Source organism: Roseibium sp. LAB1 (assembly GCF_054658235.1).
In genome coordinates, this window is the sequence record NZ_BAAGIB010000002.1 from 252196 (window position 1) to 272409 (window position 20214).

Here is a 20214-nt window from a genome sequence, read left to right on the forward strand (position 1 = left end):
GAAATCCTGCACAGCCTGTTCTTTCCTCCTCGACAGGCTTTATCTTGTCAGTCGTGCAGAACCTCTGTTTCAAACCGGCCCGGCAAGCTGACTTCCAGCAGTTCCAGGTCGGCAGTTGCATCCGTGTATCGCGTCGCCATGTTCGGCGGGATCACGAAGGCGTCTCCGGCAGACAGGCGGTAAGGATCTTTGCCTTCGCCCTCCAGGGTCATTTCGCCTGCCAGCACAAAGTTGAATAGAATATCGCAGTCATGGCACGTCCAGGGAGATGCCTCCCCGGACGGCCGAGCCACCATAACAGATGCCACACCTTTGGTGTTGTCACAGATAGTGGTGTCGCGTGCTTCAAAACCCGGAATGCGGAACGGCCTGAAGACACCGTCCTTTGCCAGGCTGTGTACGAATTTCTGCCCCTGCCATTCCCTGTCCGGCCGCTCATGGGGTGTCGGCAAGGTCATCTCGTGATCGATCTCGGTGATGTGCTCGGCAGGAACGCCGATCTCGATCACCTCGATACCATCGGCTGCATGCATCACCCGGTGCCGGATTTCCGGAGGCTGGATGAAACAGTCACCAGCCCGCAGGCGGCGCATGCCTCCCTGGTCTTCATAGAGAACGTCGACCCAGCCGTGAACGCAGAAGATCAGCTGAAAACCGACCTTGTGGAAGTGCACCATGTCCGGCACCGGCCCGTCCGGCACCCGGATGTGCGAAGCGATCATGGCCCCGCCAAGACGCGTGGGCACGAGATCCCGGTAGGACATGCCTGCCCGGCCGATCACCCAGGGGGCCTGGTCCGCCAGACGGCGCACCACGAAGGCATGCTCGGTCTGCGGCATAATCAGCGGCGGATTGAGTTCGTCAATCTCGACGCGCGTCCCACTCGGCGAAACCAGAAGGCGCTCGCCGTCGGCAAATCCATCAGGATCATCGGTCAGGATGCGCAAGGTTCCCGGAGCTTCATCCGCCCCCTTTTCCACCCGCACGCGCAGGCCGTGACCCGAGAAAACCGCAATTTCCGGGCTGTCGGCCGGATAGATCATGTCCAGCCGCATGTTCAGCTTCTTGGTGAAAAACGGCAGGTCCTTCGAAAGGTCCTGGGTCGGTAGTCTGACTTCCGCGCGGGTCTCCGTCATGTTCCTGTCCATCGCTCCCTTGTGCCCCACACGTCAGCCTGCCTGCGCGGAGGTTATTGTGTTCTGATGTCGCCCGCCCTCATGTGCAGCGAGGTAGGCGGCCTCCCCTTCGAAAACGAACCGCAGGATCCTGTCGCTGGCAGCGACCGCATCCCGGCGGCAGAAAGCCTGGTAAAGCTGGGTGTTGCCGGCAACGATCAACGGATGATTGACCTGATCTGCAAAGGTCATCAGCCGCACGGCCTGAACCTGGGTCATGTAGCGCTGCAGCGCCTTGCGCAGCGAAGCGTTCGGCACCGCCGCAATCCAGCTGTTGCGGAATATCTCGCAGGCCCGGTGCAACCGTTCGGTATCACCAGCGGCCATGGCTGTACGCGCATCCGTCAGGATGTCGTCCAGCCCCTTCAATTCGTCTTGCGACAGGCTTAGCGCCGCCATGGCGGCTGCCCTTGGCTCCAGAAGACGTCGCAGGTCGAAAATTTCCAGAATTTCCTGATGATCGAGACGCGGCAGCACGAAGCCGCGCGTTGTCGGCTCGAGATAACCTTCATGGGCAAGCCGCATCAACGCGTCGCGCGCCGGCATGCGGGACACCCCAAATTCGGCAGCAACGGCGGTGTCAACAAGCCGGACATCCTGACCAAGCTCCCCACGCTGGATGCGCCCCATGAGCAGGTCGTGAATCTGTCCGCTGGTGCTTTGTGCAGCGGACGCAGAGGCAGACGATTTTCCATCAGTCACCTGCCCGCCTCCTTCGCTGCACTGCCTGTCAGCAACAGAAAATCGTATACAGAAAAATTCAAGCCAATTTGAAGCATTACCGCTTTCAACCCTTTTTCAGACATCTGAAAAGTCCTTTAAGCTTGAACTATCTCAAAAACTGTATACGAATATTCCTGTGACGGTCAATAGCGTGTTTGATGCAGAAACGGATCTGTTTCGGCACCTTGATTGACCGACAGAAACGATATTTCGGGGGACCGCATGACGACCAGGGAAGACGGCTACTTCCTCTATCACTCCATCGGCCAGTATCCCGGCAAGCAAGCCGGATTGAGCACTGCGATGGCAGAGCTTGCCGCCGTCTGGAGTGCCCCGGACGATCAGCAATGGCCGTATCTGCTCGGCAAGCGCGGAGAATTCATCGACCACTGGCGCGCGATCATCGGCGCTCCTGAAGGTTCCGCAACCACTTGCGAGAATGTCACCCAGGGCGTCGACATGGTGATGCGATCGTTGCCTGACGGCCTCTTGCGTGGCCGCAAGGTACTGGTGGCCGCGGATTGTTTCCCGTCCAACCACTTTCTTCTGACCCGCCTGCAGGAACGGCTCGGCTTCGAGCTGGTGACCGTGCGGGCCCGTCAGGGCGCTAATTTCGTTGCCGACGAAGACATGATTGCCGAGTGGGACCGCGATGTCGCTCTCTGCCTGATCACCTGGGTCAGCTCAACTACTTCCCGTCGTTCCAACCTGGATAGCCTTGTCGCTCATGGCCGCGCGATGGGCAGCATCATCGGCGTCGACATCACCCAGGCAGCCGGCCTCCTGCCCTATTCAGTCGAGGCACCGAATGTGGATTTTGTGGTTTCAACCAGCCTGAAATGGATGTGCGGCACGCCGGGCGCGGGCATCCTCTACGTTCATCCCGACCTGATTCAGGATTGCAGGCCGGAGTTGTGCGGCTGGTTCAGCCAGGACAATCCGTTTAACTGGGATATCGACGCCTTCGAATATGCTCCGGACATTCGCCGCTTCGACAACGGCACCCCGTCGATCATGCCTGCGGCAGCTTCCGTTCCCGCACTCAAATGGCATGCAAGCGCCGACAGGGACGCCATATTGAACAGCAACCGGCATCTATGCGGTATTCTGATCGAAGGAGCCGACGCACTCGGCCTCAAACTTCTTACACCCCGCGCGGCGGAAGAGCGCGGTGGCAGCCTGATGTTCGGCCTTGCCTCCGCAGACCAGGCCACCCAGGTTCTGAACCACCTGCGAAATGCCGGCATTTCCGCCGATACCCGCGGTGCGACCCTTCGGCTGTCTCCCGGCATCCAGACGACGGAAGACGCCACGCGCGAAGTGGTGACGGAACTGCGGACAGCCCTGACAGGGTAAATCGGGAAGCAGTTTTGCCGGAACAAGCGGCCCATCCTTCGAGACGGGCCTTTTGGCCCTCCTCAGGATGAGGGGGCGGTGCCGAGGCGCCGAACGTTGCCTCTCTGAATCATAAACTTGTTCCAACCTCATCCTGAGGAAGCGCGAAACGCTGTCTCGAAGGATGGACTGTACACCCCGCCTGATCGGAAAAGACTGAGGAAACGACCGGCCAGCTTCGTCATCAATCTCCCGAGAACCGGCCTTGAAGCCCAGACACGCCGGAAATGTGTAGGCCCCGGGCCTCGCTATGCTCGCCCGGGGTGACAATCGACGGGGGATGCCGGAACCCGCTCACACGAAGCTCTCGACCGTCTTCAACGCCCCGTCGAGATCAGTACCTTTCTCGTCCTTCAGGGCGGCCTCGCGCAGGCGAGCGACCCATTCCGGTCCGTCCTCCCTGCTTTCCACCAACCTTGCGCCAGCCAGCACCTTGTCGAATTTCGACAGGCCTCTGGCATGGGTATCGGAATACCCCTTGATCAGCCGGTGGCACTTCAGTACCTCGACGGCCATGGCGTAGCGGTCCGGCAGATAGCCTGACACCATTTTCAGCCAGCTATCCATATGGTCCTGTTCCATCCGATGGCGCAGGGTCCGACGTCGCCAGCCGCGCAAACCACCCAGGAAGTACAGCATTGCAAAGCCGCGCAGGCTGTCGGTGCGGATACGACGGCCACGGTTGAACCAGCGGTCTATCCGTTTCATCCACGCCGGATCGCTTTCCATCCTGCGGCCCATCTTCTCCGGCAGAAGGCCGACGATTTCTTCCGCACGCGGGTGGAGATAGTCGGTCAGATGCAACAGCTTGCCGTCCTTGACCTTCATTTCAGACTCGATTCGATCGAAACGCTGCGGACGCGTCTTCAGATCAGCAACCCGGATCACGTCGTCATATGCCATGGCGTTGGCTATATATTTTGCGGCCTCGCGAGAGAGTTCGTACTCTTTCTCGGCGCTATCCCGGCTGACGAGACTTTCCAGCCGGCCGATATATTCCGCACCGTAATCCGTGTCCTGGAAATCGACGACTTTCTGCAGTCCTGCCCGTGCCATCTCGCGAACGGGCTCCGGCAAGGCCGCTACCTTGGCTTCCAGCGACGCCCACGCCTTCTGGGCCATGTCCGGCCCGGCCGGCCTCACAATTTCCTGCCTTGCGGGTTTGGAGGCCTCAACCTTTAGCTCTTCGCCGTTTTTCGCCAGATCGTAACCGGCAGCGAATGCCCTGAGGCTTGCCTCCACACCCTTGCCGCCCGCGCGGATCGCTTCTTCGAACGCAGCCCGCTCGAAAGGCAAGGCACCTGAACCGGCCAAAGCACCGAAAAGGGAGGCGGAGATCACAGAGCCGACTTTCAGGGCTGCCGTGTCCATATCGGCCAGGACGAGCTTTTGCGCGGCCAGTTCCGCCGCCGCTTTCACTTCTTCCGAAGAGGCCATGCCATCGCCCGGCACCGTCTTTTCGGAAACAGCAAGCATGCGGTGCGTCGAGGCGATGAGCGTTGTCCGATCGGGGGTCACGAAGCCGCGAATGATCGCGCGGCCCGCCTCCATCATTTCCGCCGCAATAATGATATCGACATCACCCGCGGATGGTGCGAGCGAGAAGACAGGAGCGGCGACATCTCCCGGTGCCATCTCCATGTAATAGATGGTCGCTCCGGTTCTCTGAGCGACGCCGGCCACGCTCGTTGCCTGGCAATGGTAGCCCTGCGATCTGGCGAGGCTCTCGATCCAGTTTGTCAGAACACCACCGCCCTGGCCGCCGACGGCCATGATGGCGAGCTTGATGATTCCTGCCAGTGCCGGATCGGCCGGTCTGGCATCCAGAGGCAATGCAAGCGACATCACGCGCCCTCCCCGGTAAAGGTCAGGCGGGAGCCGGTCCGCCGTGTCTGCAGCCAGGTAATGGTCTTTGTCCGCAGGCCGGCAAGCCAGGCCTCGAACCCGGTCGGATTATGAACCACCTTGGCTTCATAGAAGGACGGACACAGTATGGCCGCGTCGGCAACTTCGCCGCAGTTGCCGCACCCGACACACGACTGGTCGATATGGGCCACAGGATCGTCACGCAGCGGATCGTCCAGCTTCTTAAGGGACAACGACGGACATCCGGACAGACGAATGCAGGCGTGATCGCCAGTGCACACATCCTGATCGACCCCGAAGCGAGGTATCTCGACCCGTTCTCCGCCTGCAATTGCCTTGTTGCGCTGGGGCTTTTCCCGGCGCTGGCGGTTGAGCATGCACTCGGACGACGCGACGATCACCTTCGGACCGTCATATTCGGTCGTCAGCGCCTCGCGGATGGTTTCGCGCATCCGGGTAACATCATAGGTCCGGTCAATCTGCCGGATCCATTTGACCCCTGCCCCCTGCAACGCCTTGGTGATGGGGTTGTTGGTCGACTTGGTCTTGTTCTGCGCCCGGCTGGAGGGAATATCCTGTCCACCGGTCGCTGCCGAATAATAGTTGTCGACGATGATCGCGACACTGTCGGACTTGTTGAACACCATGTTGCCGATCGAGGTGCTGAGGCCGTTGTGCCAGAAGCCGCCATCGCCGATGATCGAAATCGCCCGTCTTTCGCCACCGCCATCGAAGGCTGCGTTCGAGGCAGGCCCGAGACCATAACCCATGGTCGACCCGCCGATCTCGAAAGGTGGCAGGCAGGCAAACAGGTGGCAACCGATGTCGCCGGTGATCTGATGCTGGCCGACTTCCTGTTCCACCATCTTCAACGAGGCAAAGATCGGACGTTCCGGACATCCCGTGCAGAACCCTGGCGGGCGGATAGGCACGGTTTTCGCGAGATCCGGAAGCTCCGGCTTCGGCGCGTTCGGGGCCAGAACCTTGCCCGGCAGCAGCTCCGGCGCATACTGGCGGACGAAGGTATCAAGGCCGTCGAGCATGATCTGGCCGGTGTATTCACCCGCACGCGGGAAAATTCCCTTGCCTTCCAGTTTTGTCGTCCGGCCTTCCTTGTAGAGCATTGCTCCGAGCTGCTGCTCGATGAACTCCGGCTGACCTTCCTCGACCATCAACACGGCTTCCTTGCCGGCGCAGAATTCAAGCAGTTCGGATTTCACCAGCGGATAGGTGACGTTGAGCACATGAAGCGGGATCGAGGTGTTGCCGCTGATATCGGCGAGACCAAGCCGCTGCAGAGCGCGAATGACGCTGTTATAGATGCCACCAAGGCAGACGATGCCGACCTTGCCCTCTTCCGGTCCGAAATGTTCGTTCAGGCGGTTCTCCAGAATGAATTTTTCGGCTGCCGGCCAGCGATTATTGATCTTGTCATGCTCATGGGCATAGGACATGGGCGGCAGAACGACGCGCTTGAAGTCGCGCATCGGACTGGAGAGCGCATCGCGCACGGAAAGCGGCGGCGGAACATTGTCCCGGGTCTCGAACTGGCCGGTAACGTGGCAGGAGCGGATACGCACCATCAGCATGACCGGCGAATTGCTGGCCTCCGACAGGGCGAAGCCATCCCCGACGGATTTGACGATCGACGTCAGGTTGGGCCGAGGATCGAGCAACCAGAACTGCGATTTCATGGCAAAGGCGTAGGAGCGCTCCTGCATGATGGAGCTGCCTTCGCCGTAATCCTCGCCGACAATGACAAGCGCGCCGCCATTGACGCCGGAAGACGCCAGATTGGCCAGGGCATCCGAGGCGACATTGACGCCGACCGAGCCCTTGAAAGTGACGGCGCCGCGAATGGGATAATGCACGGAGGCGGCCAGCATGGCGGCCGCGGCAGCTTCAGACGCGTTGGCCTCGAAACGGATGCCAAGTTCACCCAGCAGGTCCTCGGCATCTGCCAGAACATCCATGAGGTGAGAGATCGGCGCGCCCTGATAACCGCCGACATAGCCGACACCGTTTTCCAGAAGCGCCTTCGTGATAGCCAGAATACCTTCACCCGTGAAGGTATCACCTGTTCCCTTGCGAAGATGCTCTACCTCAGCCTTGAACGACCTTTCGGCCATCGGCCCCTCCCTAATACCAAAGAGTTTTGATTATGACCCATCTGATGGGCCACTTCCGTTTGCCGGCGCGGCGCAACGCGCCGGCCGGTCTGGATGACCGGACAAGTGGTGCAACGAAGTCCGGCGGGCGAAAATGACCCACCGGAGGCCGGTTTTGGCAGCACCTCGGGCCGCGTTGCACGTCTTGTCCGATGCTCCACATCACCCTGCGACGCGCGCCTAGCCGAGAAGCCGCCAAAACCGGTCAGATGGGTCATAATCAACTCTCTCTGGTATAGGCGATCAACTCATATCGGGTGCTTGCGCACGTTCTTCAAAATTGCCTGCAGCGTAGCGACGAAGGCCCGCTGGTCTGCATCGCTGATGCCCTTGAACATCTGCCGGTATGCACTGGCCAGATGCGGCCAGAGCTGCTCATGGGTATCGCGCCCCTTGGACGTCAGATGAATGCGGATGGCCCGGCTGTCGTCCTTGTCCGCAACCCGGCGGACCAGTCCGTCCCGCTCAAGCGCATCCAGCGCCCGGCTGAGCGTCGACACTTCAACAACCGCGTAAATGGCAAGTTCCCGGATCAGCAGTCCGTCGATCACGGACAGCACGGCCAGCGTACGCATCTTTGGTGTCGTCAGGCCCAGGTTGGCCATTTCCTCGCGCAGTGCGGCGTTGTAGCGGCCCATGATGCGGTTCATCAGATAGGGTGGAAAATTCTCCAGTCCGATCTCGCCAAGCCGCTGAACGCGTGCTTCTTCCGTGACGACGTCCGTCTGATCCTCGTTGCTCATGCACCCATCCATTTCGCCAGATTGTAGCCGGACCCGCCGCCGAGCCCCGGCCCCGGATGGGTCGAAGCGCCGATCATGTGCAAGTTCCGGATTTGGGTGGCGCTATTAACGGAATGGGTAAAGGGGCGCCAGATGAAAAACTGATCGATGCTGCAGGCCCCGCCGTAGGGATCGCCCCCAACCAGGTTGATATTCAGGTCATTGAGATCAGCCGGCGAATAGGCGCGCCGGGCCAGCTTGATCTCATCAAAGTTGCGGATATGCCGCTTGAGGATCTCTTCCAGCCGGTCGGCAAAGGCTTCGCGCACGGCTTCGCTCCAGTCGACTTGCGTTTCGATCTTGCCGGCGGCATCGCCCTTGATCTTGCGCGGAGCATCAGGAACCTGAAGCCACAGAATGCCCTTACCTTCCGGTGCACGTGAGGGGTCGAGACGATGCGGCTGGCCGACGCAGATCGTCGGAACTTCCGGCAAAAGGCCGCGCTCCGCCTCGTTGGCGGATTTGGACACACTGTCGATGCCGTCTGCCAAGTGGATCAGCGCAACATCTTCCAGACCTTCTGCATTCCACTCCGGATCACCGTCCAGAGCATAGTGAAGCTGGAAATTGCCCCGGCCGTAGCGGTATTTCTGCGTCGCTTCGGGAAGCGCTTCCTGTTTCAAAAGCCGTTGGTAAAGTTGTGTCGGCGTAACGGAGGCAATTACCGACCGCGCCTTGATGGTTTCCCCGCTCGCCGTTTCCACGCCGACAGCCTTGCCGTCCTTCACAAGGACACGCTCGACATCGACACCGGTGCGGATCTGGCCACCCTTGGACTCGATCAGTTTCCTGAACGCTTCCGGAACGGAACTCGAACCACCCTTTGCCACCGGTGCGCCGGCAGCTTCCAGCGCAAATGCGATGACCCGGCCCATCTGGCCTGAATAGGTGCTTTCCGGCGTCAACCCCGTATGCAGAACCCAGGGCGCCCAGAGCGCCTGCAGAGTCTCGCTCTGATAATTTCCTTCCAGCCAGCCCCGCGCCGGCTGGAGACCGGCACCGATCCAGGCTTTCAGACCGCCAAGACCCCGTTTCCAGGCCTGGCTTACCATCAGGCGCGCCATCTTACCGGACCAGAGCGGACTGCCCAACAGGGCGAACAGAAACTCCGCATCAGCCTCGATGCCGCCGACATCAGCGGCATGCTGCTTGCCGTCTTCGGCTGCAAGTTCCTCGAACGCGGCCACATTGGCCGCCCGGTCCATCGTAAGCCTCGCAACCTCTCCCCCCGGCCGCAGAACAGCGGTCGGATGCGGCGTGTGGCAGAAGTCGAGGCCATGACGGCCAAGATCTTCCGCCAGCTCCGCATACGCAGGCGAGGTCAGAAAGAGGACAAAGGTGGCCGCCATCACATCGTGCCGGAAGCCCGGCAACGTGATCTCCTCGGTACGCATGCAGCCACCAAGGACGTCAGAGCGTTCCAGAAGAAGCACCGGCTCTCCCTTGCGCGACAGCAGAGCTGCCGCGACAAGAGCATTTATACCGGAGCCGATGATGACATGCGGAGCGGCCATCCCAAGCTGCCTCAGGCTTTCGGAACCAGAGCCAACGCGCGGATCGGGCTGCCCGTGCCGCGCTCGATCTTAAGCGGAGCGGCGATCAGGATCGCACCCTTGGCCGGAAGCTTGTCGAGATTGGCAAGCGAAGCCAGACCGAAGCAGTTGTCACGGTGCAGCAGGTTATGCGCGGGGAACGGCGGCTCCATGCCGCCGGCCTGACCGGCATCGGTTCCGATGCACTGGCTGCCCCAGCCGACAATCTTCTTCGACAAAAGGTATTCGATGGCATCCGGGGTCGGCCCGGGGCTGTGGGGGCCGGTCTCGTCGGCATTGAGGAACGCAGCCTCGTCATCGGCGCGCTTGTCCCAGTCGGTGCGCATCACCACCCACTCACCGGCACCGATCTCGCCATGCTCTGCTTCCCAGGCCTTGATGAGATCCGCGGTCAGCAGGAAATCCGGGTTCGCCTCGCTCTCCCTGGAACAATCGATCACGTTGACCGGCGCGACCAGACGCTGCACGTCCAGCGTATCGGTGAAGCCGTCACTGTAATCCTTGCCGGTAATCCAGTGATGCGGCGCATCGAAGTGCGTACCGGAGTGTTCTCCCAGAACCATCCAGTTCCAGGCGAAGAACGGTCCATCGGAATCATATTCGCTGATCTTGTGGATCTCGACCTTCGGCGTGTTCTTCGCGAAATCGGGCGGAAGCTGGATGATCGGCGTATCCGGACCCAGAACGCCCGTGCAATCCACCACTTCCACTTCTCCGGACAGGAGTTTTGCTCCAAGCCCGCTGAGCGCGCTCTCTGCAGACATATTCGTTCCCTCTGTACCTCTGTGGCCTGTCGGCTCGTTATCACAATTCAATGCTAGACAGATTTATTTGTATTTGCAATTATCTTCTGCGAACGATGGAGGGGATTATCGTGACCGAGATGTTGGACGGCATTATCATAGGAAGCGGGCATAACAGCCTGGCCTGCGCCGTTCATCTTGCCGCCCAGGGATGGAAAATCGGCGTATTCGAGCGCGCGGAAGAGCCCGGGGGCGCTGTCAAAACCGGGGAATATACTCTTCCAGGCTTCCGCCATGACTGGGCAGCCATGAACCTGTCCCTGTTTGCCGGCTCCGCGTTCTTCAAGGAATACGCTGAAGAACTGGGTCGCCACGGCCTTGCCTTCGCACCTGCATCCGATTGTTTCTCCTCCGTTTTTCCGGACGGCACCTGGCTTGGCGTCAGCAACGATCTGGAAACGACAGCGTCGCGAATCGAAGATATCTGCCCGGAAGACGCGCATGTCTGGCGGTCACTGACGTCGGATTTCCCCGGCCGCGCGGAGACATTGTTCGCTCTGCTGGGCAGTCCGGCAAAAAAACGTGCATTTGCATATATATTATTCAGGGAGTGGCGCAAAAGCGGTTCTGACGGCGTGCTGGATCTCGGTCGGTTCCTGCTGTCCTCCCCGCGCGACTGGCTGAACACAACCTTCACATCGCCGAAGGTGCGTGCACTTCTTGCTGCCTGGGGCATGCATCTCGACTTTGCACCCGACATTTCAGGCGGTGCGCTGTTTCCCTACCTGGAAGGCATGGCGAACCAGGCGTTCGGCATGGTTCTGGGTCAGGGCGGCGCTGACACGATCGTCAAGGCGATGATTTCGCAGATCGAAGCGGCCGGCGGCTCGGTGACCTGCAACGCAGAGGTGACGCGCGTCATTGTCGAAAACGGACAGGCACGCGGCATTGAGCTCAAGGATGGTCGACAGGTCATGGCGCGCAAGGCCGTCATCGCCAATGTTGCCCCGTCTGCCCTGCTGAAACTTACCGGCGAGACCGGAAATGCACGGTATGACCTCGGCCTGAAGAAATCAGCACATGCACCGGGCACGATGATGATCCATCTTGCCATGGACGCCCTGCCCGACTGGACCGCAGGCGAAGAGCTGAAAAAGTTTGCCTATGTTCACATGGCTCCGGATCTCGACCAGATGGCCCGCACCTATGCCCAGGCTCAGGCTGGCCTGTTGCCGGACGAGCCGGTGATCGTCTGCGGTCAGCCAACCGTCGTCGACCCCAGCCGGGCACCGGAAGGCAAGCATGTTCTCTGGCTTCAGGTGCGCATGGCGCCCGGCACAATCAAGGGTGACGCCGCCGGCAAGATCACAGTCACCGACTGGGCCCAGGCGGCGGAGCCCTTCGCCGAACGCGCACTCGACATTCTGGAATGTTATGCCCCCGGCACGAGAGCCAAGATCCTCGGCCGTCATATCGTATCGCCCGCCCTGCTGGAGGCGGACAATCCCAACCTGGTCGGAGGAGACCAGGTCTGCGGAAGCCATCATCTGACCCAGCATTTCATGTTCAGGCCCGTTCGCGGCTTTGCTGACGGCACCACACCGGTTGGAAATCTTTACCACACCGGCGCAGCCGTCTGGCCGGGTGCGGGAACCGGCGCAGGGCCAGGATATCTGCTCGCACAAAAACTTGCCGGATAGCGACAAAAACAAGCGCACCGGCACCAGAGGTAAAATGGGGAACAGTAACCATGAGAGTTTCAAGACGCACACTTCTTAAAAGTGCGGCCGCCAGCGGATTGCTGACAGCCGTCGGGACACCCGCCGCCTTTGCCAGCGACATCGAAGAGCTGGTGATTGCCTACAACGTCAACCTGCCGAGCTGGGATCCGACGGTCGGCCCGTCGGCGGTCAACCCGACCATCCAGGGCATCTATCAGTCCGTGTTCGACATGTTCATTCATCAGAACACGGACCTCAGCTTTGCACCGGGCATCATCACCGGTTGGGGCTGGAACGACGACAAATCGAAAATCTGGATGGATGTGCGCGAAGGCGTCACCTGGCACAACGGCGATCCGCTGACACCGGAAGACATCGTCTGGTCACTGGAACGCGCGGGCAATCCGGACACCGGCAACCCGATCCAGTTCATCTGGGGCAAGATCGGCAACTTCCAGATCGACGGCAACAAGATCACTGCTGACGTCAAGGAATACGAGCCGACCATCTTCAAATGGATGAGCTTCCTGACCGGCTACGTCATGCCGAAGAAATACTATGAGGAAGTCGGCGCGGACGGCTTCGAGGCCAAGCCGATCGGAACCGGGCCCTACATGGTCGACAAGTTCGAACGCAACGCCTTCGTCCGGCTGAAAGCCAACGAGAACTACTGGGGCGGCGCACCGGAGTTCAAGACGGTCACGATCAAGTTCGTCACCGACGCCTCCAGCCGCACATTCGAAGTGATGTCCGGAAATGCCCATGTCACGCTGGAGATGCCTTACGAGGAATTCGACCGGCTGAAGGAAAACGACGGCATCGTCGGCACCGCAGCACCGATCTCCGATATCGGCATGATCTTCATCAACGATGTCGATCCGATGCTGGACGAAAACGTGCGCAAGGCCATGGCCTATGCCATTGACAAGAAAACCATCATCGAGCGGCTTCTGTCGGGCTACGGCGTTCCCATCGACACGCTGCAGACACCCGACTACACCGCCTATGATGCCTCCATCACCGTTCCGTACGATCCTGACAAGGCAAAGGAACTGCTGGCGGCTTCCGGCTATGGCCCGGACAATCCGGTAAAGTTCAAGATCCAGACCACACGCGGCTTCAAGCCAAAGGATTATGAAATTATCCAGGCTATCGTCGGCCTGTGGCGCAAGATCGGCATCGAGGCGGAAATCGAAGTCTACGAGATCGCCAAGCACTACGAATTGCGCGCGGCGGATACGCTGGCCCCGGCAGCCTTCTATAACTGGGGCAATGCCATCGGCGACCCGACCACCTCGACAGGCTTTGCCATGTTTGGCCCCTCGCCGCATTCCGTGTGGGATGGCGAAGAGCTGATGCAGAAGATCCTGCCGCTGTGGGGCGAAGCCGACGAGGACAAGCGCATCGCAGGCTGGAAGGACGTCGACCGCTACATCGCAGACAACGCCCTGGTCATTCCGTTGCTGCAGTACGTTCAGCCGATCCTGCACAGCGACAAGGTCAAGGTCACGCCGCATGCCTCCGGCGCGCTGCTGCCTGCCCTGATGACGCGCTCTTAAAAAATCCGGAATTCCGAACCCGCCTTCGCCGCAACACCCTCAAAAGCTTGCTCCCAGGGTGTTGCGGCGACTTTTTCCGATTTTTAGGCCAAATACCGTCATGCAAATCGTGCGCGCGCTGCTGACGCGCCTCATCACAACGCTCATTACCCTGTTCGGGGCCGCGATCATCGTGTTCGTGGTCATCCGTGTTGTTCCAGGCAACCCCATTGCCATGATGCTGCCTCCGGGGGCGACCGATGCCGATATTGACCGGCTGAAAGCGCTCTACGGGCTCGACAAGAGTATTTTCGAACAATTCGTGATCTGGATCTCCAATGTGGTCCAGGGCGACTTCGGCACGTCAATCACCCTGCGCCAGCCGGTCTACGACCTGGTGATCGGCCGACTTCCAGCCACGCTCGAACTCTCGGTCATGGCGCTGCTGATCGCCGTTTTCATCGGCGGTGCAGCCGCGCTCACCGCAACGCTTTACCGCGGCTCCAAGGTGGAGGGAGGGATCGACGTTGCAGGCGGCATTGCGCTGTCCCTGCCCGATTTCCTTTGGGGGTTGGCGCTGATCCTGCTGTTCGGTGTCCTGTGGCCACTGTTTCACATTTCCGGCCGGATCTCTCCGTCGCTCGGGTTCGAGTTCAGCTCCAACTTCTATCTTTTCGAAGCGCTCGCCCGGTTCCGGTTCGACGTGGTGCTGGATCTCATGGGGCACATGCTGATGCCAGCGCTTGCACTGGCGATCCCGCTGGCAGCCATCATCCTGCAGCTCCTCAAGCAGTCCCTGAAGGAATGCATGCACGACGACTACATCACCCTGGCCCGGACAAAGGGCTATTCGGAGAGCTCGATCATCCTGCGCGATGCCCTGCCGAATGCGATCCTGCCGACACTTACGCTGATAGGCGTCCAGTTCACCTTCCTCATCGGCGGCACGGTCATCATCGAACGTCTGTTTTCCTATGAAGGTCTCGGCAACATGGCGATCGACGCGGTGATCAACCGCGATCTGCCGCTGATCCAGGGCATTGTCCTGATCTTCGCTCTGCTCTTCACAATGGTCAATCTGGTGGTGGACATGGCCTATGCCGCCCTGAACCCGAGGCTTCGCCATGCGTGACGCCCGTGGACATATCCGCCGCATGCCCGGCCTGCGGCTCTGGCTCAGCGGTGGCTGGCTCACCTTTCTGGTGCTGGCAGCTGTCTTCGCGCCCTTGATAAGCCCGCACGACCCGCTGGCGCAGGACCTCTTTGCCGGACGCCTGCCGCCCTTCTTCGAACAGGGCGCCGACCCGGCCTATCTCCTGGGGACCGACAGCCTCGGCCGCGACGTGCTCAGCCGCATGCTTTATGGCGCAAGGCTGGCGCTGATTGTTGCGCTGGTCGCCGGAACGCTCACCTGCCTCATCGGGGCGACCCTCGGCCTGATCGCAGGTTACTATCGTGGCTGGGCAGATCTGGTGATCTCGCGCTTCATCGATATCTGGATGGCCTTCCCACCGGTTCTGTTCGCGATCCTGCTGATCGCCGTGCTCGGCACCGGGTTGATGTCGGTCATCATCGCCATTGTCGTCATCGACTGGACCCGCTTTGCCCGCGTCGTCAGGGCGGAGGCGATGGGCCAGGGTGCGATGGACTATGTCGCCTCGGCGCAAGTTGCCGGCCGCACCCGGTTCGGCACAGCCCTGACCGAGATCCTGCCGAACGTGCTGCCAACCATTGTTGCTCTGCTGACGCTGGAAATGGGCATCGCGGTGATCGTCGAAGCGATCCTGTCCTTCGTCAACCTGTCCATTTCCACCGACCAGCCGACCTGGGGCGGCATGATCGCCGAAGGTCGGACCTCGATCTATCAGGCGTGGTGGGTTCTGGTGTTTCCTCTATTCGCGCTTTTCCTGACGGTGCTGAGCTTTTCCCAGCTCGGCGAAGGCCTGAAGGACCATTTCGATCCGGTGCTGCGATGAGCTTTCTGTCCATTCAGGACCTGACGGTCCAGCTGAAGAACGGCGTGCCGCTGCTTCGGCATGTCTCGCTTGACGTGGCACCCGGTGAAGTGCGTGCCCTTGTCGGAGAAAGTGGCGCCGGCAAGAGCATGATCGGCAAGGCTGTTCTCGGCATTCTGCCCAAGGCGGCAAGGCTGACGGGGGGCAAGATCCTGCTGGATGGCGAGGATCTGCAAACCCTTTCACCGAAAGCACGGCGTCAGAGGATCGGCGCAAGGGCGGCCCTTATTCCACAGGATCCGCTCACCGCGCTCAACCCGTCCCGGCGCGTCGGGCCGCAGATCACCGACAGGCTGGTCGATATTCTCGGCTGGAAGCGACCGGAGGCGGAAAAGCGGGCCCTGGAGTTGCTGGAGGAAGTGCACATTCAATCGCCCGACCGGGTGATGAAGGCCTATCCGCACGAACTTTCCGGCGGCATGCGCCAGCGCATCCTGATCGCCTCCGCCTTTGCGGCGGAACCGAAGCTGATCATCGCTGACGAGCCGACGACAGCGCTCGACGTGACCGTACAGAAGCAGATTCTCAAGCTGATCCGCGAAATGCAACAGCGCCACGGTACAGCGTTGCTGTTCGTCACCCACGACCTGGGTGTCGTCTCGAAGATCGCCCAGTCCATGACGGTGCTCTATGCGGGCAAGGTGATCGAGGAAACCTCCGTCGAGAATTTCTTTGCCGCACCCTCTCATGCCTATTCAAAGGCCCTGCTTGCGGCAACACCGAAATACACCGATCCGAATGGATCGCTGACGCCGGTGCCCGAGAGTGTGATTACAGCGGTGGAAGCCGAAGTGGCTGCGTTTGACGATCAATTGACGGCGGGATCCCGGCCATGAGCGAGACGATCTACGAGCTGAAAGACCTGCGCGTGTCCTTTCCGGACATGTCCCGCAAGCCGCTTCTGGGTGCGGCACCGCGCATCGACGTTCTGAAGGGGCTCTCTTTCGATATTCCCAAAGGCGAAGTCCTCGGCATCGTCGGAGGTTCCGGCTCCGGCAAATCCACGCTCGGCAGGGCTCTGATCCGCCTGATAGAACCCGACAGCGGAGCAATCCGGTTCGAAGGTACCGACATCACCCATCTCCATGAGGACAGCCTGCGGCCCTTGCGCCGGCGCTTCCAGATGATCTTTCAGGACCCGATGTCGTCGCTCAATCCGCGTCGGCGGGTCGGCGGGATCATCGCCGGGCCGCTGCGACTTCAAGGGCTCGACAACATCAAGGGCCGTGTCGATGAAGCTCTCGACATGGTCGGCCTGCCCCGGCATTTCGCCACGCGGTATCCACACGAGCTTTCCGGCGGACAGCGCCAGCGGGTCGGCATTGCACGGGCAATTGCCCTCAAGCCAGATTTCATCCTGGCGGACGAGATCGTGTCCGGCCTGGATGTGTCGTCTCAGGCTCAGGTGCTGAACCTGCTCGAAGGCCTCGTCAAGGACCTTGGTCTGACGCTCGCCTTCATCAGCCACGACCTATCAGTCATCCGGCGGCTGTGTACCCGCATCCTGGTGCTTTACAAGGGCGAGATTGTCGAGAACTCCGAAACTGCGGAGCTCTTTGCCAATCCAAAGGCGGACTACACACGCACCCTGCTCGACGCGATTCCCCTGCCTGATCCTGAGCAAGCCTGGTTCTGACGCAGCGTCCCGGCGGCAGCGCCGAAAACCTGTCGTCTATCGCCTGTCGGGCATCTTTATTCCCAACAGGTCAGCAGAGGCCTTGCCTATTTCCCAAGGTCCAAATTCGTCCGCACGGTCTCTTCAATTCTACACAGGGGTGACCTACTCTATCCTTTTGAGATAGCGCATCATTCCAAGGGGAGACGACACGATGGCTGCCATTCCGCCTGTTTGCGATTTCGGCTGGAAAGCCCCCGATTTCGAATTGCCTGCAACCGATGGCAAAATCTACAAGCTGTCAGACATTGCCGGCCCCAAGGGCACCTTGATCATGTTCATCTGCAACCATTGTCCCTATGTGGTTGCCGTCCGTGACAGGATCCTGCGTGATGCGCGTGATCTTCAGGCGCTCGGCATCGGCGTTGCCGCGATCAGTGCCAATGACGTTGAAAGCTATCCTGAAGACAGTTTTGAAAAAATGACCGAACTGGCCAACCGGGAAAACTTCTCCTTCCCCTATCTTTACGACGAAGACCAGTCTGTTGCCCGCGCCTATGACGCTGTCTGCACACCGGATTTCTTCGGCTTCAATTCGGCGCTGGAACTGCAATACCGCGGACGACTTGATGCGTCGCGCCGGGAAACCGGCCCCGCGGACCTTCGGCGCGACCTGTTCGAAGCCATGCGGCAAGTGGCGGAAACGGGCAAGGGACCGGAAGACCAGATCCCGTCCATGGGATGCTCCATCAAATGGAAGGCTGCATGAAACCGATCCTGATTTTCGACCTCGACGGAACGCTTATCGACAGCGCCCAGGATCTGCACGCAGCAGCAAGCCGCCTGCTGCAAGGCGAAGGCCTGTCTGCATTGCCGCTTGAGACCATCCGCTCCTTCATCGGCAATGGCATACCGACGCTGGTCGATCGCATCATCGATGCCACCGACCTGCAGTCCAGGGATCGCACCCGTCTGATCTCGAGTTTCCTGGAGGACTACCAGGCCCATGCGACCGACCTGACAGCCCCCTACCCAGACGTTGAAGTCACACTCGCTCTCTTGCAACAGACCGGATACACGCTCGCAATCTGTACCAACAAGCCACAACGGCCTGCCGAAAAGATTGTCGAGGACCTGGGTTTGTCGCATTTCTTCGACGGGCTGGTTGGCGGCGACAGTCTGACCGCCCGCAAACCCGATCCCACAGGCCTGCACTATCTGCAGTCGTCCCTCGGTGGTGGGCCGGTCGTCTATGTCGGCGACAGCGAGGTCGACGCCGAAACCGCCGTCAATGCCGGCATGCCCTTCGCGCTGTTCAGCGAAGGTTACCGCAAACGGCCGGTTTCCGAGATCCCGCATACGGTGGTGTTTTCCAGTTTCAAGGACCTTCCGGGACTTGCCGAAAGCCTGCTGTCAGCCACGGCCTGAGTCCCGCTTTCAATTTCCTTGACGAGGTCGTGGCCCGGTCACGGGCACAGCGCCGACATTGAGCTGGTCTGCCAAGGCGGCTATGGTTGTTTCCGTGTATTTCGTTTCCCTTTCACCCGATTGACGAACCTGCGGTGTCCAAGGCTATTCGACAGTTCCTCATCCTAGCGATTGCCGGCACAGCTTGCCTTTCCGGCTTGAGACCAGTCTCTGCCGAAGAGCCCGCCGGCGCGGTCATCATGGCGCCGGTTCTCGCTGCAAAGGCGGCTACCTTGAAGGCGCGCAAGGAACATGGACCATTTTACACGATCGGGGATGAAACAGCCTTCCTCCAGCAGATGTGCAGCACCATCGAGGCGGCGGCGAAAAAGCAGGGCCTTCCGCCCGGCTTCTTCGCCAAGCTGATCTGGAAGGAAAGCCGCTTTGATCCGAATGCGATCAGCCCGGCCGGAGCGGAAGGCATCGCCCAGTTCATGCCCTATACGGCCGCCAACTGGGGCCTGGAAAACGCATTCGAACCGGTCGAGGCTATCGAAGCCTCTTCCCGCCTGCTGGGCTACCTGTTGAAGGGCTACGGCAACGTCGGTCTGGCGGCTGCGGCCTATAATGCGGGGGAAGACCGGGTCGACAGCTGGCGACGCGGTGGCGGGCGACTGCCTGATGAAACTCGCAATTATGTTTATTCGATCACCGGGCACAAGGCATCCGACTGGAAAAAAGGCAAGGGCCCCGAGGTCGATTTCACCCTCGACCAGACGCAGGATTTTCAGACAGCCTGTCAGGACTTCCGCCTGATCGAAGCGCCTTTGCAACGCCGGCTCGCCAATACCTATTACAACCGGGGTCTGTCGCTGGCAAAGTCGAAGGACTATTCAGCCGCACTGCTGCGCTACACCGTCGCCATCCGGCTGCGGCCGGAGTTTCCGGAAGCCTATAACAACAGAGGGCTTGTCTACCGCATGATGGGCGACTATGGCGCTGCCATCGCCAATTACGATGTCGCGCTGAAGATGCGGCCGGGATATGCAGCGGCCTATAACAATCGCGGATTTGCCAGGCGCAAGCTCGGTTTCTTCCGGGAAGCGATTGCCGACTACGACAAGGCGCTCGCGATCAATACCAACTATGCCGCCGCCCGTTTCAACCGCGCTTTCGCTCAGGCGCAATTGGAAGAATATGCAGCGGCAATTGCGGATTACAACGCGGTCCTGAAGCTTGTCGCCAACCATCCTCTCGCCCTTTACAACCGCGGCAAGGCGCATCTAGCAGCCGGGCATCTGAACAAGGCGGAAGACGACTTCAACGCCGCAATTGCGCACAGCAACGGTTTTGCCAAGGCCTATTACAGCCGGGCGAACCTGAGACTGCAGTTGGGACGGCGTGACCAGGCGAAAGAAGACTACCTGAAGTCCGTCTCTCTCGACGCCGGCCTGGGACGCGGCAAATATGCCATCGTTTTCGACTGACGACCGACCTGACAAGTAACGACTGC

General features: G+C 60.3%; 17 protein-coding genes. 10 read left to right on the forward strand and 7 right to left on the reverse strand.

The genetic code is table 11. The features are described from left to right. Positions 1-47: 47 nt before the first annotated feature. Complete coding sequence (locus ACYQ54_RS11160) at positions 48-1136, reverse strand: cupin domain-containing protein (protein WP_460082144.1); 1089 nt, start codon at positions 1134-1136, stop codon at positions 48-50. A 33-nt stretch (positions 1137-1169) separates the two neighbouring features. Continuing rightward, the gene (locus ACYQ54_RS11165) at positions 1170-1877 is read right to left on the reverse strand and encodes a GntR family transcriptional regulator (RefSeq protein ID WP_460082145.1); all 708 of its coding nucleotides are present in this window, start codon (positions 1875-1877) and stop codon (positions 1170-1172) included. A gap of 243 nt (positions 1878-2120) precedes the next feature. Between ACYQ54_RS11165 and ACYQ54_RS11170 the strand changes: the two genes are divergently transcribed. After that, positions 2121-3254, forward strand: coding sequence for an aminotransferase class V-fold PLP-dependent enzyme (locus ACYQ54_RS11170; RefSeq protein WP_460082147.1), 1134 nt, complete (start codon positions 2121-2123; stop codon positions 3252-3254). Positions 3255-3587: 333 nt separating this feature from the next. Here the strand turns inward: ACYQ54_RS11170 and ACYQ54_RS11175 are convergent, their stop codons facing one another. The 5 genes from ACYQ54_RS11175 to ACYQ54_RS11195 form a co-directional block, all read right to left on the reverse strand. Beyond that, the gene (locus ACYQ54_RS11175) at positions 3588-5138 is read right to left on the reverse strand and encodes an indolepyruvate oxidoreductase subunit beta family protein (protein WP_460082150.1); all 1551 of its coding nucleotides are present in this window, start codon (positions 5136-5138) and stop codon (positions 3588-3590) included. Further along, the gene (locus ACYQ54_RS11180; RefSeq protein ID WP_460082152.1) at positions 5138-7288 is read right to left on the reverse strand and encodes a thiamine pyrophosphate-dependent enzyme; all 2151 of its coding nucleotides are present in this window, start codon (positions 7286-7288) and stop codon (positions 5138-5140) included. The genes ACYQ54_RS11175 and ACYQ54_RS11180 overlap by 1 nt, the downstream gene beginning before the upstream one ends. A gap of 287 nt (positions 7289-7575) precedes the next feature. Beyond that, the gene (locus tag ACYQ54_RS11185; RefSeq protein WP_460082154.1) at positions 7576-8070 is read right to left on the reverse strand and encodes a MarR family winged helix-turn-helix transcriptional regulator; all 495 of its coding nucleotides are present in this window, start codon (positions 8068-8070) and stop codon (positions 7576-7578) included. Then, the gene (locus tag ACYQ54_RS11190; RefSeq protein WP_460082157.1) at positions 8067-9623 is read right to left on the reverse strand and encodes a phytoene desaturase family protein; all 1557 of its coding nucleotides are present in this window, start codon (positions 9621-9623) and stop codon (positions 8067-8069) included. The genes ACYQ54_RS11185 and ACYQ54_RS11190 overlap by 4 nt, the downstream gene beginning before the upstream one ends. An 11-nt stretch (positions 9624-9634) precedes the next feature. Continuing rightward, positions 9635-10426, reverse strand: a complete 792-nt coding sequence (locus ACYQ54_RS11195) for a cyclase family protein (protein WP_460082158.1) — start codon at positions 10424-10426, stop codon at positions 9635-9637. 119 nt (positions 10427-10545) lie between these two features. On the opposite strand from ACYQ54_RS11195, the gene ACYQ54_RS11200 reads away from it, so the two are divergent. The 9 genes from ACYQ54_RS11200 (at position 10546) to ACYQ54_RS11240 (ending at position 20188) form a co-directional block, all read left to right on the forward strand. Next, positions 10546-12105, forward strand: a complete 1560-nt coding sequence (locus ACYQ54_RS11200) for a phytoene desaturase family protein (protein WP_460084757.1) — start codon at positions 10546-10548, stop codon at positions 12103-12105. Positions 12106-12155: 50 nt separating this feature from the next. After that, positions 12156-13685 (forward strand): ABC transporter substrate-binding protein, encoded by a 1530-nt coding sequence (locus ACYQ54_RS11205; protein ID WP_460082159.1) that lies wholly within the window; start codon positions 12156-12158, stop codon positions 13683-13685. 100 nt (positions 13686-13785) lie between these two features. Next, the gene (locus ACYQ54_RS11210; protein ID WP_460082161.1) at positions 13786-14796 is read left to right on the forward strand and encodes an ABC transporter permease; all 1011 of its coding nucleotides are present in this window, start codon (positions 13786-13788) and stop codon (positions 14794-14796) included. Next, positions 14789-15640: an ABC transporter permease gene (locus tag ACYQ54_RS11215; protein ID WP_460082163.1), complete on the forward strand. Its 852-nt coding sequence runs from the start codon at positions 14789-14791 to the stop codon at positions 15638-15640. The genes ACYQ54_RS11210 and ACYQ54_RS11215 overlap by 8 nt, the downstream gene beginning before the upstream one ends. Continuing rightward, positions 15637-16515: an ABC transporter ATP-binding protein gene (locus ACYQ54_RS11220; protein WP_460082164.1), complete on the forward strand. Its 879-nt coding sequence runs from the start codon at positions 15637-15639 to the stop codon at positions 16513-16515. Before ACYQ54_RS11215 ends, ACYQ54_RS11220 begins: the two co-directional genes overlap by 4 nt. Further along, the gene (locus ACYQ54_RS11225; RefSeq protein WP_460082167.1) at positions 16512-17315 is read left to right on the forward strand and encodes an ATP-binding cassette domain-containing protein; all 804 of its coding nucleotides are present in this window, start codon (positions 16512-16514) and stop codon (positions 17313-17315) included. Before ACYQ54_RS11220 ends, ACYQ54_RS11225 begins: the two co-directional genes overlap by 4 nt. 193 nt (positions 17316-17508) lie before the next feature. Then, positions 17509-18063 (forward strand): thioredoxin family protein, encoded by a 555-nt coding sequence (locus ACYQ54_RS11230; RefSeq protein ID WP_460082169.1) that lies wholly within the window; start codon positions 17509-17511, stop codon positions 18061-18063. After that, positions 18060-18722 carry a phosphoglycolate phosphatase gene (gph, locus tag ACYQ54_RS11235; protein ID WP_460082171.1) on the forward strand — a complete coding sequence of 221 codons (663 nt, stop codon included), beginning with the start codon at positions 18060-18062 and terminating at the stop codon, positions 18720-18722. Before ACYQ54_RS11230 ends, gph begins: the two co-directional genes overlap by 4 nt. Before the next feature lie 239 nt (positions 18723-18961). Further along, positions 18962-20188, forward strand: coding sequence for a tetratricopeptide repeat protein (locus ACYQ54_RS11240; protein ID WP_460082173.1), 1227 nt, complete (start codon positions 18962-18964; stop codon positions 20186-20188). The last annotated feature ends 26 nt before the right edge of the window (positions 20189-20214 follow it).

What these genes read in the sequence shown, in the direction of transcription:
- ACYQ54_RS11160 (WP_460082144.1), bottom strand. Translation starts at nt 1,136, where the DNA reads ATGACGGAGACCCGCGCGGAAGTCAGACTACCGACCCAGGACCTTTCG.
- ACYQ54_RS11170 (WP_460082147.1), top strand. Translation starts at nt 2,121, where the DNA reads ATGACGACCAGGGAAGACGGCTACTTCCTCTATCACTCCATCGGCCAG.
- ACYQ54_RS11175 (WP_460082150.1), bottom strand. Translation starts at nt 5,138, where the DNA reads ATGTCGCTTGCATTGCCTCTGGATGCCAGACCGGCCGATCCGGCACTG.
- ACYQ54_RS11180 (WP_460082152.1), bottom strand. Translation starts at nt 7,288, where the DNA reads ATGGCCGAAAGGTCGTTCAAGGCTGAGGTAGAGCATCTTCGCAAGGGA.
- ACYQ54_RS11185 (WP_460082154.1), bottom strand. Translation starts at nt 8,070, where the DNA reads ATGAGCAACGAGGATCAGACGGACGTCGTCACGGAAGAAGCACGCGTT.
- ACYQ54_RS11190 (WP_460082157.1), bottom strand. Translation starts at nt 9,623, where the DNA reads ATGGCCGCTCCGCATGTCATCATCGGCTCCGGTATAAATGCTCTTGTC.
- ACYQ54_RS11195 (WP_460082158.1), bottom strand. Translation starts at nt 10,426, where the DNA reads ATGTCTGCAGAGAGCGCGCTCAGCGGGCTTGGAGCAAAACTCCTGTCC.
- ACYQ54_RS11200 (WP_460084757.1), top strand. Translation starts at nt 10,546, where the DNA reads ATGTTGGACGGCATTATCATAGGAAGCGGGCATAACAGCCTGGCCTGC.
- ACYQ54_RS11205 (WP_460082159.1), top strand. Translation starts at nt 12,156, where the DNA reads ATGAGAGTTTCAAGACGCACACTTCTTAAAAGTGCGGCCGCCAGCGGA.
- ACYQ54_RS11210 (WP_460082161.1), top strand. Translation starts at nt 13,786, where the DNA reads ATGCAAATCGTGCGCGCGCTGCTGACGCGCCTCATCACAACGCTCATT.
- ACYQ54_RS11215 (WP_460082163.1), top strand. Translation starts at nt 14,789, where the DNA reads ATGCGTGACGCCCGTGGACATATCCGCCGCATGCCCGGCCTGCGGCTC.
- ACYQ54_RS11220 (WP_460082164.1), top strand. Translation starts at nt 15,637, where the DNA reads ATGAGCTTTCTGTCCATTCAGGACCTGACGGTCCAGCTGAAGAACGGC.
- ACYQ54_RS11225 (WP_460082167.1), top strand. Translation starts at nt 16,512, where the DNA reads ATGAGCGAGACGATCTACGAGCTGAAAGACCTGCGCGTGTCCTTTCCG.
- ACYQ54_RS11230 (WP_460082169.1), top strand. Translation starts at nt 17,509, where the DNA reads ATGGCTGCCATTCCGCCTGTTTGCGATTTCGGCTGGAAAGCCCCCGAT.
- gph (WP_460082171.1), top strand. Translation starts at nt 18,060, where the DNA reads ATGAAACCGATCCTGATTTTCGACCTCGACGGAACGCTTATCGACAGC.
- ACYQ54_RS11240 (WP_460082173.1), top strand. Translation starts at nt 18,962, where the DNA reads ATGGCGCCGGTTCTCGCTGCAAAGGCGGCTACCTTGAAGGCGCGCAAG.